Genomic DNA, 14,647 nt, shown 5'->3' with positions numbered 1-14,647 from the left:
GCACGCCTCTTTACCCTTCATCGGCGCCGGTGTAACTGTGTTACAGAACCCGGCCCGGAGACCCGGGCATCGGGGGAACCCGGCCCGAACCACCTGGGCACGGAGAGCACCCGGGCACGGAGACCCCAGACACGGAGAACCGATTCACGGACGACCGAGAAGGGTGGCACGGCATGGCACGTGTACGGTACGGCGCGCGCACCGAGGCCGAGATCGCGGCGGCCCGCGCGGCCCGCTCCACACTCCCCGACATCTGGTCCACCGGTGTGGTGGCCCTCTGGGAGAGCGACCCCGACGCGGTGGCGGCCGTCCTCCCGCCGCCCCTCGAACCCGCCGGGCGCCCACTGGTCCGGGCCAACATCAGCACGGTCCAGCTCCCCGGCTACCCGCTCGGCGCAGGCTCCGTCGCGGTGGCCGCCGTCCACGGCGGGCACGAGGGCTGGTATCCGCTCGTCATGCCGATGACCCATGAACGGGCGCTGACCGGCGGCCGCGAGGTGTTCGGCGAACCGAAGAAGCTCGGCGAGGTGACCGTCGAACGGGACGGCCTCGTCGTCCGGGCCGCGCTCGCCCGGCACGGCATCGCCTTCGTCGAGGTGCGGGGCGCCGTCGACGGGCCGCTCCCGCTGCCCGAACCGGCCGACAAGCTCGACTTCTACTTCAAGTTCCTGCCCGCCGTGGACGGTGAGGGCTTCGACTCCGATCCCGTCCTGATCCACTGCACCCGCCGCGAGAAGGTCCGCCGGCTGGAACGCATCGCGGGCGACGTGGTGCTGCGCGAGTCGGTGTACGACCCGGTCGCCGACCTCCCCGTGCACCGGCTGGTCGACCTCACCATCGGCGAGAAGACCAGTGACCAGCGGGGCAGGGCCGTGGAGCGGGTGAGCGCCGAGGCGTTGCTGCCGTACATCCACCAGCGCTACGACGACCCGCAGCAGATCCACGACGGCCCGCCCGAGGGGAGCGTCCGATGAGACTGGAGGAGGGGCAGGTGGCCGTCGTCACCGGCGCCGCGAGCGGCATCGGCCTCGCGATGGCGCGCAGGTTCGCGGCCGAGGGGCTGAAGGTCGTCCTCGCCGACGTGGAGGAGGGCGCGCTCGACGCGGCTGCGGCCGGATTGCGCCAGGACGGTGCGCGGGTGCTGGCCCGGGTCGTCGACGTCGGCGAACGCGACTCCGTACAGGCCCTCGCCGAAGCCGCGTACGACACCTTCGGCGCCGTGCACGTGCTGTGCAACAACGCCGGTGTCGGCTCCGGGGCCGAGGGCCGGATGTGGGAGCACGAGCCGAACGACTGGAAGTGGGCGTTCGCGGTCAACGTGTGGGGTGTCTTCCACGGCATCCAGGCGTTCGTGCCGCGCATGCTCGCGGACGGCGGACCCGGCCATGTCGTCAACACCTCGTCCGGCGACGGCGGGATCGCCCCGCTGCCGACCGCCTCCGTGTACGCGGTCACCAAGTCCGCCGTCGTCACGATGACCGAGTCCCTGTACGCGCATCTGAAGGCGGAGGGTGCGGCGGTCGGCGCCTCCGTCCTCTTCCCCGGCCCGCACATGCTCCGCACCGGGCTGTGGGAGTCGCACCGCAACCGGCCCGAGCGGTACGCCAAGGAGCGCCCGCGCAGGACCCCGTACCGCAGCCTCGGCCAGTGGGAGTCCGCCATGCGGGCGGCGGGCCGCGAGGTGGAGTTCACCCCCGTGGAGGACGTCGCCGCGACGGTCGTGGACGGGATACGCGCCGACCGCTTCTGGATGCTGCCGGAGAGCGAGCACAGCGACCGGCAGATCCGCGCCAGGTCGCAGTCGATGCTCGACCGGGCCGAACCGTCGTACCTGGAGAGCTTCATACTCGACTGAGGAGCGAGCGATGACCGACGACCCGTACCTGATCATCTCCTCCGACTGCCACGCCGGGCTGCCCACCGAGGAGTACCGGCCCTACCTCGACCCCCGCTTCCACCGGGACTTCGACGACTTCCTCGCCGGACGCGACCGCCGCCGTGAGGAGATGACCCGCCTCGGGGTGCGCAACGAGGCCTTCGCCGAGAGATGGTTCCACGACAACGAGGAAGGTCTGAGGGGAGGCTGGGACGCCGCACAGCGGCTCAAGGAACTCGACGGCGACGGGGTGGCGGCCGAGGTCGTCTTCCCGGACGCGGACGCCGTCGACAGCCGGACCGCCGCCCCGTTCGGCGTCGGCCTCGGACTCTCCGGCGACCAGGACCCGGACCTGGGCATGGCGGGCGCGCAGGCCCACAACCGCTGGCTCGCCGACTTCGTCGCGCAGAACCCCGAACGCCACTGCGGGGTCGCCCTGCTGCCCGTCACCGGCGAGGTCGACCGGGTCGTCGCGGAGATCCACCGGGCGAAGGAGTCCGGACTCGGCGCGCTCATGATTCCCTCCATGTGGGTGGACAAGGCCCCGTACCACGACCGCCGTTACGACCCGGTGTGGGCGGCCGCCGCCGAGACGGCGATGCCGGTCGTCACCCACTCCGGTGCGGCGCCGCGCCACGAGTACGGCGACCATCTCGGGATCTATGTCTCCGAGGTCACCTGGTGGCCGTCCCGGCCGCTCTGGTTCCTGCTCTGGTCGGGCGCCTTCGAACGCCACCCGGGGCTGAGGTTCGGCGTCGCCGAGTCCGGCTGCTGGTGGCTGCCGAACCTCCTCTGGTTCATGGACCGGCTCTACCTCGGCGCCCACGGCGGAAAGAAACTCTCCCCGTTCGCGGAACTGAAGCGGCCCCCGCACGAGTACCTCGACCGCCAGGTCTTCGTCTGCGCCACCAACACCAAACGCCGTGAACTCGCCCAGCGGTACGAGATCGGCGTCGACAACATCCTGTGGGGCAGCGACTTCCCGCACCCCGAAGGCACGTGGCCGGACACCGCCCGGTGGCTGCGCGACACCTTCCACGACATCCCCGTCGCCGAGACCCGCCGCATGCTGGGACTCGCCGCGGCCGAGGTGTTCGGCTTCGACACGGCGAAGCTCGCCCCGATCGCCGAACGCATCGGCCCCACACCCGAGGACCTGGGCCAGAGCGCCGACCAGGCGGCGGCCGAGGCGTCCTGGGCCAGGTCGCGCGAAGTGGGCCGGCACTGGCTGACGGACCACGACTTCCCGGTCCTGGGGGCCGAGTGATGAACGGGAACACCGACCGCTACACGGTCATCTCCGCCGACTGCCACGCCGGAGCCGACCTCCTCGACTACAGGCCCTACCTGGAGGCGAAGTTCCACGACGACTTCGACGCGTGGGCGGCGGCCTACGTCAATCCGTACGAGGACCTCCTCGCCGACACCGCCGACCGCAATTGGAACTCCGCACGCCGCGTCGCGGAGCTGGCGGCGGACGGCATCGTCGCGGAGGTCGTCTTCCCCAACACCGTCCCGCCGTTCTTCCCCTCCGCCGCCCTGATGGCGCCCGCGCCGTCGCAGACGGAGTACGAACAGCGCTGGGCCGGCCTGCGCGCCCACAACCGCTGGCTCGCCGACTTCTGCGCGCAGGCGCCGGGCCGGCGGGCGGGCGTCGCGCAGATCCTCCTCAACGATCCGGAGGAGGCGGTACGCGAGGTCCGCCGCACCAAGGACGCGGGCCTGACCGGCGGTATCCTGCTGCCCGGTGCCCCGCCCGGCTCCGGCATTCCCGAGCTGTACTCGCAGGTGTACGACCCGCTGTGGGCGGTCTGCGCGGAACTGGATGTACCGGTCAACCACCACGGCGGCTCGGCCTCCCCGCCGCTCGGCGACGAGCCGGCGGCCCGTGCCGTCTTCATGGTGGAGACGACCTGGTTCTCCCACCGGGCGCTGTGGCACCTGATCTTCGGCGGGGCCTTCCGCCGCCACCCCGGACTGAAACTGGTCCTCACCGAACAGGGCTCCGGCTGGATCCCGGGTGTCGTGGAGATGCTGGACTACTACCACGGGCGGCTGGTCGCGGCGGCGGGCCGGGCAGCCACCGCCGAGTCCAAGTTCGGTGCGGGGCTTGCCGCTTCGATGGGTGCGAGCCCCGGCGAGGTGTGGCGCGACAACTGCTACGTCGGCGCCAGCTTCATGCGGCCCCACGAGGTGCCGCTGCGCGACCGGATCGGCCTCGACAAGATCATGTGGGGCAGCGACTACCCGCACGACGAGGGCACCGCCCCGTACTCGCGAGAGGGCCTGCGGATCGCGTACGCGGGCCTGCCGCCCGAAGAGATCGCGGCGATGACGGGCGGCAACGCCGCCCGCGTCTACGGCTTCGACCTGACCGCCCTCGACCGTGTCGCCGCGACGGTCGGCCCGACGGTGGACGAGATCGCCGAACCCCTGAAGGAGGCCCCGGCCGACGCGACCAGCCCCGCCTTCGCACGGGGCGGGTCGGTACGCGTGTGGTGACGGGGCGGGGTGAGACCATCCCCGGGTGACGGATACCCAGACGCATGACGAAGCGCACGGCGACGGGCTCGGCGCGCGGCTGAACTGGCTGCGCGCCGCGGTCCTCGGCGCCAACGACGGCGTGGTCTCCACCGCGGGCCTGGTGGTCGGCGTGGCCGGCGCCACCGCCGACCGCGGCATCCTGCTCACCGCGGGCCTGGCCGGGCTGCTGGCCGGGTCCATGTCGATGGCGGCGGGCGAGTACGTATCGGTCTCCACCCAGCGTGATTCGGAGAAGGCCGCACTGGCGACGGAGAGGCAGGAGCTGGCGGAGGCTCCCGAGGCTGAACTCGTCGAGCTGACCGGCCTGTTGGAGGGCAAGGGCCTGAGCCGCGAAGTCGCCCGCGAGGCCGCCCTCCAGCTCACCGCGCGCGATGCGCTGCGCGCCCACGCGGTGGTCGAGCTGGGCATCGACCCGGACGAGCTGACGAACCCCTGGCACGCGGCGGGCGCGAGCTTCCTGGCCTTCACGGTCGGCGCGCTGCTTCCGCTGCTGGCGATCGTGCTGCCCCCGGCGTCGCTGCGGCTGCTCGTGACGGTGCTGTCGGTACTGGCGGCGCTGGCCCTGACGGGCTGGTGGAGCGCCCGCCTGGGCGAGGCGGCACCGTGGCGGGCGGTGCTGCGGAACATGGGCGGGGGAGCGGTGGCGATGGCGGTCACCTATGCGGCGGGGGAGTTGCTGGGGGCGGTGGGGACCTGAGGGTGCCGGATGTTGCGCTCGCGCCGGGCTTCGTTGCCATCAGCGGCCCGGTCGCCGCGCCGATCGCCGTCCTGGTCGGCCGAAGCATCGCAACTCCCGGACCGTACACGGCAGTTCCTCGCCCATGGAAGCTCCAGTACAGGGGATCGTGCGACGTCCGCGTTGGCAGAAGTCGCCAAAGACTGCTGACACCGCGTCTCGCATACTTGTTGGTAACAACGTCTAGTCCGCAGCCGACCTGCGGCTCTACGGTGCTCGCATGCCGCCGAACCTGCCCGATGTCGTGCTCTGGTCCATACCGGCCTTCGTCCTGCTCACTGTCCTCGAAATGGCCCTCCACCACTTCCATCCCGACGAGGAAGCCGCCGGATACGAGGCCAGGGACGCCGTCACCAGCATCACCATGGGGCTCGGCAGCCTGGTCTTCGACCTGCTGTGGAAAGTGCCCATCGTCGCGATCTACACCGCCGTGTACGAGCTGACCCCGCTCCGGGTCCCCGTGCTGTGGTGGACCGTCCCGCCGATGCTGCTCGCGCAGGACTTCTTCTACTACTGGTCCCACCGCGGCCACCACGTCGTCCGGATCCTCTGGGCCTGCCACGTGGTCCACCACTCCAGCCGGAGGTTCAACCTCTCCACCGCACTGCGCCAGCCCTGGACCTCGCTGACCGTCTGGCCGTTCTACCTGCCGTTGATCGCGTGCGGCGTCCATCCGGCCGCGCTCGCGTTCTGCACGTCGGCGAACCTCGTCTACCAGTTCTGGGTGCACACGGAGCGCATCGGCAAACTCCCCAGGCCCTTCGAGTACGTACTGAACACGCCCTCCCACCACCGGGTGCACCACGCGTCGCAAGGCGGCTACCTGGACCGGAACTTCGGCGGCATCCTGATCCTGTGGGACCGGCTCTTCGGGTCCTTCACCGCGGAGGCGGAGCGGCCCGTGTTCGGCCTCACCAAGAACATCGACACGTTCAACCCGCTCCGCGTCGCCACCCACGAGTACGCCGCCATCGCCCGCGACGTGCGCGCGGCGGGCAACTGGAGCGAGCGGGCCGGGCGGATCTTCTGCGGGCCCGGCTGGCAGCCCGCCGGAACGGCCGCCCGTACGGCCCTCCCCGTCCAGGAGCGCACCGGATGAGCGCCGATGCCTTCACGGGAGCCCATGCCGCCGCGGACCGGCGCGCCCGTCTCGTACGCCCGCTGCTCATCGCCTTCCTCGCGGCCTGCGCCGTCGACCTCTTCGGCGTGCTCGCCGACGTTCCGGTCGTCCACCTCGTCGCCAAGCCCCTGCTGATGCCGCTGCTGGCCGGGTACGCCGCCGCGCGGCGCGGCCCCCGGCTGCTCGTCGTGGCGCTCCTGTGCGGCTGGGGCGGCGACACGCTGCTGCTGTCCGGCTCCGGTACCGCCTTCCTCGTCGGGATGGGATCCTTCGCCGCGGGCCACGTCTGCTACCTGTGGCTCTTCGGGCGCGCCCGGAGCCCGCTGCTCGCCGCGGCCGGGTACGCGGTCGTCCTGGCCACCTTCGTGGCGCTGCTCTGGAACGGGCTGCCGGCGGACATGCGGATCCCGATGACCGGCTACAGCCTGCTGCTCACGGCGATGGCGTACCGTGCCGGCGCCCTCGGCCGGTACGCGGCCGTCGGCGGCGCGCTCTTCCTGCTCTCCGACGCGCTCATCGCCACCGGCATCGCCGACTGGCCGCAGCTGCCCGCCCCCGACTTCTGGGTCATGCTCACCTACGTCGCCGCCCAGTTCCTGCTGACCGTCGGAGCGCTCGCCCCCGGTGCGAAATCACCCGCTTTCACCCATGTGGCGTACCGTGAGCGGCGCATCGGCGTCTGACATCCGCGAGGCCCCCCGCCCATGCGCGCCACTGCCGTCCAAGCCCCCACGGCACGGCATGCGCACGGCCCCGAGAGCGTTCAACGAGCTGTGAGCCAGGCGGTCGCGTCCGCCCCCAGCGGGCCGGGCGGGCGCGACCAGTCGGTGGGGGAGCCGTCGAAGGCGACCGGCGGCAGGGCGTGACGCAGCCGGCCCAGCGGGCCGTCCGTCTCTGTGAGCCACTTCTCCGGGTCGTACGACGGATCCATGGCTTCCGTCTCCCGGCGGGCGGGCAGCTCGTCCAGCAGCCAGGCGGCGGTCCGGGCGAGCGAGAGCGTGGCCAGCCGTGAACCGCCCTCGTCGTGCTGCTCGGTCAGTGCGCGCAGCACGGCGGCGGCCAGCAGATAGCCCGTGCCGTGGTCGAGCGCCTGGGCGGGCAAGGCACCGGGCGGGCGCTCCGCCCCGGCCGTCGCCTCGACCGAGGCGATGCCGGTGGCCACCTGCACCAGGCTGTCGAAGCCGCGCCGCCGCGCCCACGGGCCGTGCCCCCAGGCCGAGAGCCGCCCGACCACCAGCCCCGGCCTGCGCGCGGCCAGGGACCGGGGCGTCAGACCGAACCGCTCGACCGCGCCGGGCCGGTAGCCGACGACGACCACGTCCGCGCCGGCCAGCAGCTCGTCGAAGGCGGCCGCGCCGGAGCGGCTGCCGAGATCCAGCTCCACCGACCGCTTCCCGAAACCGGTGTCGCTGTGCGCGTCCGGGCTCTCCGGGAGCTGCGGGGCGTCGATCCGCAGGACGTCCGCGCCGAGCAGCGCGAGCGTACGGGTGGCGACGGGCCCCGCGATGACCCGGGTCAGGTCCAGCACGCGCATCCCGGCGGCGGGCAGCAGCGGTTCACCGGTGAGCGCCGCCGTCCGGCGGACGGGCGCGCTGCCGATGCGGTCCCCGGCCACCAGCGGCGTGCCCGCGAGGGCGGCGCCCCGGGGGTCCGCCGCCCACTCCTCGGGCGTACGGGCGGCGACGGCCAGGCCGCCCGCCGCGTACACGGTCTGCTCGATCTCGCTGCCCCGGCGCCCGGCGAACGAGGCGGCGACGGCGTCCACGGCGATGCCGTCCGGGGTGTCCGCGGGCAGTCCGAGCGTGGCCAGCAACCGGGCCCGGTGGTGCGGGTAGTTGGCGTGCGTCCGGACCCAGCCGTCCGCCGTGCGCCAGAACCGGGACAGCGGCGCGAAAACGGTCGGCGCGCGCCCGTCGATCCGCAGATGGCGCTCGCTGGTGAACGCCGTGGCCACCGCACCGTCGTCGACGCGGACCCGCGGCACGGCGTGCCCGGTGCGGCGGGCAGCCAGTTCGGCGGCGGCCAGTGAGCAGACCGCGACGGCGGAACGGGCCAGTTCCATGACGGGCAACCGGGAAGGCAGCAGCCCTTCGGGGCCACCCGTTTCGATGCGGGCGAGAAGTGCGGGATCGCCGCCGAGAGCCGCCCAGGCCCGCTCCGTACCGGACATGCGTGCGTGAGTCATCCCCGCACTATGGCACTGCGTGCCACCCGCCAGGAAGGGGAGCCGGGAGACGCCCCGTACGGCCCGCGAAGAGACAGCGGGCGGGACCGCCGGTTCCGGCCCCGCCCGCTGTGCCGTGTTTCCCTACCGGCGAACCGCGTTCAGCGCGTTCACCACACCGGCCCCGTAGAAGCCGTTGCGGTTCTTGCCGCCCTTGCAGACGGCGTCGACGATGCCGTCGCCGTCGATGTCGTACGGCGCGCCGCAGGCGGTGGCGTCCGCCTCGGCCGACAGGAGCGCCTTCACCGCGGCCGCGGAGGCGTGCGGGTGCGTCGACTTGATCAGGGCCGCGACACCCGCGACATGCGGGGAGGCCATCGACGTACCGGCCTTGTAGCCGTACGCGCCGCCCGGCAGCGTGGACAGGATCAGGCCGCTCGTGGCGGGCGGTGCGGGCGTCTGGTAGACCGTCGAGTCGCCGCCCGGGGCGGCCACGTCGATGACGCCGTTCCCGTAGTTCGAGTACGAGGCCTTCAGACCCTTGGCACCGGTCGCGGAGACGGTCACGACGCCCGGCAGCATCGCCGGGATGTCGAGGCACGTGCGCGGGTCGATCGTCCGGGTGGCCGGCGTGGTGTCGTTCGGGCTGGACGCGTCCTCGATCGCCCCGGAGGCCAGGTCGAAGCTGCTGTTGCCGGCCGAGGCGATATTCACCGTGCCCTTGCGCTCCGCGTACCGCGTGGCACGGGCGACGGCCTCGACCAGGGCGCCCTGGTCGAGGTCGTCCTTGCAGTTGAACATCCACGGGTCGGTGTAATAGCTGTTGTTGGTGACGTCGACACCGTGCTCGCCGGCCCAGACGAAGGCGCAGACGATCGACTCGGTGTAGAAGAACCCGTCCGGGTTCGCCACCTTGATCCCGGCGACCTTCACGCCCGGCGCGACCCCCGTGACCCCGATGCCGTTCTTCGCGGCGGCGATGGTGCCCGCGACATGCGTGCCGTGGTCGCTCTCACCGGTCTTCGGACGCCAGGAGCCGTCCGTCGTGTCCGGCGCCCCGGACACGCAGTTCGCCGAGGCCCCGCGGTTGAAGTTCGGCGCCAGGTCGGGGTGGGTGTCGTCGACACCCGTGTCGATGACACCGACCGTGACCTTGCTGCTGCCCAGCGTCTTCCGGTGCGCCTGGTCCGCCTTGATGGCGGGCAGGTCCCATTGCAGGGGCTCCATCGGATCCTGGCCGGCCGTCGCCTTCGCCGCAGCGCTCCGGGCCTGCTCGGCGGTGAGCGGCTGCTCGACCCCGATGTCCGTGGTGGCCTGCGGAACGATGGGGTTGGTACGGGTGGCCCCGGCCGAGTCGACCCCCTTGACCCGGCGGATCGACTTCGCGAAGTCCGGGTTCTGCGCGTGGGCGACGACGACACCGATCTGGTCGTAGGCGACCACCACCGTGCCGCCGGCCTCGGCTATCGCCTTCTTCACGCGCTCGACGGTCCCGTGGCCACCTTGGGTGTTGACCACGTACGAGAGCTTCGGGCCGTCGGCCGACACCGCCGCCGCGGGCTGCGCGTCCACCGGTGCGGCAGAGGCGGCCCCCGTCGGCAGGAAGCCGAGTGAGGCCGTGAGTGCCAATCCGACGGGCAACGTCAGCGCGCGCGTCCGTCTGGATCCCAGATGAGCCATGGGGTCTCCACATCATCCGTGCCGGGCGACCGGACACGGGGTGTGCCAAGTCGCGTACATGACGAGTGAAGTTATCGCTGATCATCCCCGCTCTTCAATGACTCGGGGGTATCGGGTTCGTCCGGACGGCCGCGCGGCGGCGGGCCCGAGAAGTGCGCAACCGCGGTGAACCGCTTCGCCGCGCGGTCCGTGCCGTTGTCGGGGGAGGCGCACCACCACCCCCCGGCACCGAGGTTCCGCCCAGTGGGATCCACCGTCCCCACCACCGCACCCGCATCGCGAGGAGATTCCGTGGCTACCGATGCACCGCCGCCCGAGGTCAGTACGGACACCCGCCCCGCCGAGCCCACGACCGAGGCGTTCATCGCGACGCAGGAGAGCGGGGAGTTCGGCGAACTGCGCCACACGTACCGCTCCTTCGCCTTCCCGCTGACCATCGCCTTCGTCCTCTGGTACCTGCTGTACGTGCTGCTGTCCAACTACGCGGGCGGCTTCATGGGCACCAAGGTGTACGGCAACATCAACGTGGCCTTCGTGTTCGGCCTCGCCCAGTTCGTCACCACATTCCTCATCGCCTGGCTCTACTCGCGCCACGCCGCCGCGAAGCTGGACCCGAAGGCCGAGGCCATCAAGTCCCGTATGGAGGCCGACGCATGAGCGCCGCGTACCACCCGCACCCCGTACTCCAGCTGGCCGCCTCCTCGACCACCGAGCACCGGCCGCTGATCATCACGCTCTTCGCGGTGTTCGTCGCCGCGACCCTCGGCATCACCGTCTGGGCCGGGCGGCAGACCAAGAGCGCCTCCGACTTCTACGCCGGCGGCCGGCAGTTCACCGCGTTCCAGAACGGGCTCGCGGTCTCCGGTGACTACATGTCGGCGGCCTCGTTCCTCGGCATCGCCGGAGCCATCGCCCTCTTCGGCTACGACGGCTTCCTGTACTCCATCGGCTTCCTCGTGGCCTGGCTGGTGGCCCTGCTGCTGGTCGCCGAACCGCTGCGCAACTCGGGCCGCTACACGATGGGCGACGTCCTCGCCTACCGGATGCGGCAGCGCCCGGTCCGGACCGCGTCCGGCGTCTCCACCATCGTCGTCTCGATCTTCTACCTGCTGGCGCAGATGGCGGGCGCCGGCGTCCTGGTCTCGCTGCTGCTCGGCATCACCAGCGACGCGGGCAAGATCCTCATCGTCGCGCTGGTCGGCGTGCTGATGATCGTCTACGTCACGATCGGCGGCATGAAGGGCACCACCTGGGTCCAGATGGTCAAGGCCGTCCTGCTCATCGCCGGTGCCCTCCTGATGACCTTCCTGGTGATGCTGAAGTTCGACTTCAACATCTCCGACCTGCTGGGCACGGCCGCGGCGAAGAGCGGCCACGGAGCGGCGTTCCTGGAGCCCGGACTCAAGTACGGCGCCACCGGCACCTCCAAGCTGGACTTCCTCTCCCTGGGCATCGCCCTGGTCCTCGGCACCGCCGGACTCCCGCACATCCTGATCCGCTTCTACACGGTGCCGACCGCCAAGGCCGCCCGCAAGTCGGTCAACTGGGCCATCGGCATCATCGGCGCCTTCTACCTGATGACCATCGCGCTGGGCTTCGGCGCCGCGGCCCTGATCGGCCCGGACGAGATCAAGGCCAAGAACCCGGCCGGCAACGCGGCCGCCCCGCAGCTCGCCGAGTACCTCGGCGGGGTCGGCTCCACCGGTGGCGCCGTGCTGCTGGCCGTGATCTCGGCCGTCGCCTTCGCCACCATCCTCGCCGTCGTCGCGGGGCTCACCCTCGCGTCCTCGTCCTCCTTCGCGCACGACATCTACGCCAACGTCATCCGCAAGGGGAAGGCCACCGAGAAGGAGGAGATGCGGGCCGCCCGCTGGGCCACCGTCCTCATCGGCGCGGTCGCCATCCTCCTCGGAGCCTTCGCACGCGACATGAACGTCGCCGGACTGGTGGCGCTCGCCTTCGCCGTCGCCGCCTCCGCCAACCTGCCGACGATCCTCTACAGCCTCTTCTGGAAGCGGTTCACCACCCGGGGCGCGCTGTGGTCGATCTACGGCGGCCTGGCCGGCTCGGTGATCCTGGTGCTGTTCTCCCCGGTCGTCTCCGGCAACCCGAAGACATCGATGTTCAAGGGCGTCGACTTCGCCTGGTTCCCGCTGGAGAACCCGGGCCTGATCTCCATCCCGCTGGGCTTCCTGCTCGGCTGGATCGGCTCCCTCCTCTCGAAGGAGGAGCCGGACAAGGGCAAGTACGCCGAACTGGAGGTCAAGTCCCTCACCGGCGTCGGAGCGCACTGAGCGAGAAGGACCGGGTACGGCCCGGCCGCGTCGTAGAGTCCTACGAGACGGCCGGGCCGCCCCTCGTGCCATACGAGCCCCCTGCGATGTCACAGGTCTCGCGTAGTCTCGGAGGAGTCAGCCCGGAAGGCCGGACAAGGCAGCCGGGAAGCAACCGGGAGGGGGCCCACATGCTCATCGACACCTATGACCGGGTCGCCACCGACCTGCGCGTGTCGCTGACCGACCGCTGCAATCTGCGGTGCACGTACTGCATGCCGGAAGAGGGCCTGCAATGGCTGGCCAAGCCCGATCTGCTCACCGACGACGAGATCGTCCGGCTGGTCCGCATCGCCGTCACCCGGCTGGGCATCACCGAGGTCCGCTTCACCGGCGGTGAGCCGCTCCTGCGCCCCGGGCTCGTCTCCCTCGTCGAGCGATGTGCGGCACTGAGCCCGCGCCCCAGGATGTCGCTCACCACCAACGGCATCGGACTGAAGCGCACGGCGGCCGCGCTCGGGGCCGCCGGCCTGGACCGGGTCAATGTCTCGCTGGACACCCTGCGGCCCGACGTCTTCAGGACACTCACCCGCCGCGACCGCCACCACGACGTGCTGGCAGGTCTCGAAGCCGCCCACGACGCCGGCCTCACCCCGGTCAAGGTCAACACCGTCCTGATGCCGGGGCTCAACGACGACGAGGCCCCCGACCTGCTCGCCTGGGCCGTCGAGCACGGATACGAGCTCCGCTTCATCGAGCAGATGCCGCTCGACGCGCAGCACGGATGGAAGCGCGACGGCATGATCACGGCAGGTGACATACTCCAGTCGCTGCGTACCCGTTTCACCCTCACCGAGGAGGGTGACGGAGAGCGCGGCTCCGCCCCCGCCGAGCGCTGGCTCGTCGACGGCGGGCCCCACCGCGTGGGCGTCATCGCCTCCGTCACCCGGCCCTTCTGCCGGGCCTGCGACCGGACCAGACTCACCGCCGACGGCCAGGTCCGCACCTGCCTGTTCGCCCGCGAGGAGACCGATCTGCGCGGCGCCCTGCGCTCGGACGCACCGGACGAGGAGATCGCCCGGATCTGGACGCTCGCGATGTGGGGGAAAAAGGCCGGATCCGGTCTGGACGACCCGTCCTTCCTGCAGCCGGACCGGCCGATGTCGGCGATCGGCGGTTAGGGCCTGCCCGGTCCCGGTCGGCCGGACTCCCACTCCGCCAGGGTCACCACGTCCTTGAGGAAACCCCGGACGTCCAGGAACGAGGCGAGGTGCTCCCGGTGTTCCTCGCAGGCCAGCCACGTCTTGCGGCGCTCCGGCGTGTGCAGCTTGGGGTTGTTCCAGGCCAGCACCCACACGGCGTCGGCCCGGCAGCCCTTGGCGGAACAGATGGGTGCGGCGGCAGCGCTTTCGGCCGCGGATTCGGGGGAGTTCACGGACTCAACCCTAGGTCAGCGCGGGTACGGACCCACGCGGACCGGCCGCCCGAGGGATCGGCACCGGACCCGCACCGGAGCCGAAAACGGAGAAAAGTCCGGAGAAAAGCCGGAGAAAAGCCGGAGAAAAAGCGACGCCGGGCAGCCACGGGGGGAGCTGCCCGGCGTCGGTCTGTCGCTCCGACGGGGGATACGGAGCGCTTTCGAAGTATGTCACGCAGACCGGGGTGGGGTGCACCGTAACTTCATGATTGATCTGAGGTTTTCGCGACCCTGGGGTGCGGTGCGGCCTCAACTGTGCTCATGCCGAATTCCCGTGGCTCACGCCTGTTCTCGTGGCTCACGCCGATCCACCGGTGCGGCGGGTGCTGTCGGCCTCCGGGCCGGAATCCGCCACGGGCGCGGCGTCGAGTACCGGCCGCATCGGCGCCGGGACGAAGGTGGAAGGAAGCGAAGGAGTGTTCTCCCGGCCCGCGTTGGCGATGACCACCGCCACGTACGGGAGCAGAACCCCGAGCGCGAGTGCGACGATCGCGACATACCGCTCGACGTTCCACAGCACGGCGGCCAGGACCACCGAAACCGTCCTGACGGACATCGAGATGACATAGCGCCGCTGCCTGCCGCGCACATCGTCCGCGAGCCCCTGCCGCGCCCCCGTGATCCGGAAGACCTCGACACCGCTCTGCTTCCGCATCACGCCTCCACCACCCTTCCCCCGGCACCTCACGGATCGGGGGAGACCTCATTCCCGGGCCGGACGCTCCCCGGACCGGACCGCATCCACGGTACGCCCGGTGCCCGGCTGCTTCGAGACCG

At 71.4% G+C, this 14,647-nt stretch carries 14 protein-coding genes; 10 read left to right on the top strand and 4 right to left on the bottom strand.

Features of this window, described 5'->3' with window-relative positions; genetic code table 11:
- Nucleotides 1–173: 173 nt before the first annotated feature.
- From ACFVT1_RS31855 to ACFVT1_RS31825, 7 genes are all read left to right on the top strand, one after another.
- Nucleotides 174–974 (top strand): acetoacetate decarboxylase family protein, encoded by an 801-nt coding sequence (locus ACFVT1_RS31855; RefSeq protein ID WP_389801642.1) that lies wholly within the window; start codon nt 174–176, stop codon nt 972–974.
- Entirely contained in the window at nt 971–1,855 is an 885-nt protein-coding gene (locus tag ACFVT1_RS31850) for an SDR family NAD(P)-dependent oxidoreductase (protein ID WP_389801639.1), read from the top strand. The genes ACFVT1_RS31855 and ACFVT1_RS31850 overlap by 4 nt, the downstream gene beginning before the upstream one ends.
- Before the next feature lie 10 nt (nt 1,856–1,865).
- A complete protein-coding gene (locus tag ACFVT1_RS31845) occupies nt 1,866–3,143 on the top strand; it encodes an amidohydrolase family protein (protein ID WP_389801637.1) in 1,278 nt (425 codons plus the stop codon).
- The gene (locus tag ACFVT1_RS31840) at nt 3,143–4,378 is read left to right on the top strand and encodes an amidohydrolase family protein (protein WP_389801634.1); all 1,236 of its coding nucleotides are present in this window, start codon (nt 3,143–3,145) and stop codon (nt 4,376–4,378) included. Before ACFVT1_RS31845 ends, ACFVT1_RS31840 begins: the two co-directional genes overlap by 1 nt.
- 25 nt (nt 4,379–4,403) lie before the next feature.
- Nucleotides 4,404–5,117, top strand: coding sequence for a VIT family protein (locus ACFVT1_RS31835; protein WP_389801631.1), 714 nt, complete (start codon nt 4,404–4,406; stop codon nt 5,115–5,117).
- A gap of 259 nt (nt 5,118–5,376) precedes the next feature.
- Entirely contained in the window at nt 5,377–6,255 is an 879-nt protein-coding gene (locus ACFVT1_RS31830) for a sterol desaturase family protein (protein ID WP_389801628.1), read from the top strand.
- On the top strand, nt 6,252–6,959 hold the full coding sequence (locus tag ACFVT1_RS31825; RefSeq protein WP_389801626.1) for a lysoplasmalogenase: 708 nt from the start codon (nt 6,252–6,254) through the stop codon (nt 6,957–6,959). The genes ACFVT1_RS31830 and ACFVT1_RS31825 overlap by 4 nt, the downstream gene beginning before the upstream one ends.
- An 80-nt stretch (nt 6,960–7,039) precedes the next feature.
- Here ACFVT1_RS31825 and ACFVT1_RS31820 read toward each other — a convergent pair whose 3' ends face one another.
- Both ACFVT1_RS31820 and ACFVT1_RS31815 read right to left on the bottom strand, forming a co-directional pair.
- Entirely contained in the window at nt 7,040–8,461 is a 1,422-nt protein-coding gene (locus tag ACFVT1_RS31820; RefSeq protein WP_389801624.1) for a CoA transferase, read from the bottom strand.
- A 123-nt stretch (nt 8,462–8,584) separates the two neighbouring features.
- Complete coding sequence (locus ACFVT1_RS31815) at nt 8,585–10,120, bottom strand: S8 family serine peptidase (protein WP_389801621.1); 1,536 nt, start codon at nt 10,118–10,120, stop codon at nt 8,585–8,587.
- 291 nt (nt 10,121–10,411) lie between these two features.
- Here ACFVT1_RS31815 and ACFVT1_RS31810 point away from each other — a divergent pair, with 291 nt between their 5' ends.
- The 3 genes from ACFVT1_RS31810 (at nt 10,412) to moaA (ending at nt 13,574) form a co-directional block, all read left to right on the top strand.
- Nucleotides 10,412–10,777 (top strand): DUF485 domain-containing protein, encoded by a 366-nt coding sequence (locus tag ACFVT1_RS31810; protein ID WP_389801618.1) that lies wholly within the window; start codon nt 10,412–10,414, stop codon nt 10,775–10,777.
- Nucleotides 10,774–12,414, top strand: coding sequence for a cation acetate symporter (locus ACFVT1_RS31805; protein WP_389801616.1), 1,641 nt, complete (start codon nt 10,774–10,776; stop codon nt 12,412–12,414). Before ACFVT1_RS31810 ends, ACFVT1_RS31805 begins: the two co-directional genes overlap by 4 nt.
- 170 nt (nt 12,415–12,584) lie before the next feature.
- The gene (gene moaA, locus ACFVT1_RS31800) at nt 12,585–13,574 is read left to right on the top strand and encodes a GTP 3',8-cyclase MoaA (protein ID WP_389801613.1); all 990 of its coding nucleotides are present in this window, start codon (nt 12,585–12,587) and stop codon (nt 13,572–13,574) included.
- On the opposite strand, the gene ACFVT1_RS31795 is transcribed toward moaA, so the two are convergent.
- Together ACFVT1_RS31795 and ACFVT1_RS31790 are read right to left on the bottom strand one after the other, a co-directional pair.
- Nucleotides 13,571–13,828, bottom strand: a complete 258-nt coding sequence (locus ACFVT1_RS31795) for a hypothetical protein (protein WP_362205890.1) — start codon at nt 13,826–13,828, stop codon at nt 13,571–13,573. The two genes, moaA and ACFVT1_RS31795, sit on opposite strands and share 4 nt — an antisense overlap.
- A 340-nt stretch (nt 13,829–14,168) precedes the next feature.
- Nucleotides 14,169–14,525, bottom strand: coding sequence for a DUF3099 domain-containing protein (locus ACFVT1_RS31790; RefSeq protein ID WP_389801609.1), 357 nt, complete (start codon nt 14,523–14,525; stop codon nt 14,169–14,171).
- Nucleotides 14,526–14,647: the final 122 nt, after the last annotated feature.

The organism is Streptomyces sp. NPDC057963, assembly GCF_042887155.1.
In the GTDB taxonomy this organism is placed as follows: Bacteria; Actinomycetota; Actinomycetes; order Streptomycetales; family Streptomycetaceae; genus Streptomyces.
This window is presented reverse-complemented; position numbering and strand designations above follow the sequence as displayed.

Bases quoted from the DNA above. Each gene is read 5' to 3' on its own strand.
- ACFVT1_RS31855 (WP_389801642.1), top strand. From the start codon at position 174: ATGGCACGTGTACGGTACGGCGCGCGCACCGAGGCCGAGATCGCGGCG.
- ACFVT1_RS31850 (WP_389801639.1), top strand. From the start codon at position 971: ATGAGACTGGAGGAGGGGCAGGTGGCCGTCGTCACCGGCGCCGCGAGC.
- ACFVT1_RS31845 (WP_389801637.1), top strand. From the start codon at position 1,866: ATGACCGACGACCCGTACCTGATCATCTCCTCCGACTGCCACGCCGGG.
- ACFVT1_RS31840 (WP_389801634.1), top strand. From the start codon at position 3,143: ATGAACGGGAACACCGACCGCTACACGGTCATCTCCGCCGACTGCCAC.
- ACFVT1_RS31830 (WP_389801628.1), top strand. From the start codon at position 5,377: ATGCCGCCGAACCTGCCCGATGTCGTGCTCTGGTCCATACCGGCCTTC.
- ACFVT1_RS31825 (WP_389801626.1), top strand. From the start codon at position 6,252: ATGAGCGCCGATGCCTTCACGGGAGCCCATGCCGCCGCGGACCGGCGC.
- ACFVT1_RS31820 (WP_389801624.1), bottom strand. From the start codon at position 8,461: ATGACTCACGCACGCATGTCCGGTACGGAGCGGGCCTGGGCGGCTCTC.
- ACFVT1_RS31815 (WP_389801621.1), bottom strand. From the start codon at position 10,120: ATGGCTCATCTGGGATCCAGACGGACGCGCGCGCTGACGTTGCCCGTC.
- ACFVT1_RS31805 (WP_389801616.1), top strand. From the start codon at position 10,774: ATGAGCGCCGCGTACCACCCGCACCCCGTACTCCAGCTGGCCGCCTCC.
- moaA (WP_389801613.1), top strand. From the start codon at position 12,585: ATGCTCATCGACACCTATGACCGGGTCGCCACCGACCTGCGCGTGTCG.
- ACFVT1_RS31790 (WP_389801609.1), bottom strand. From the start codon at position 14,525: ATGCGGAAGCAGAGCGGTGTCGAGGTCTTCCGGATCACGGGGGCGCGG.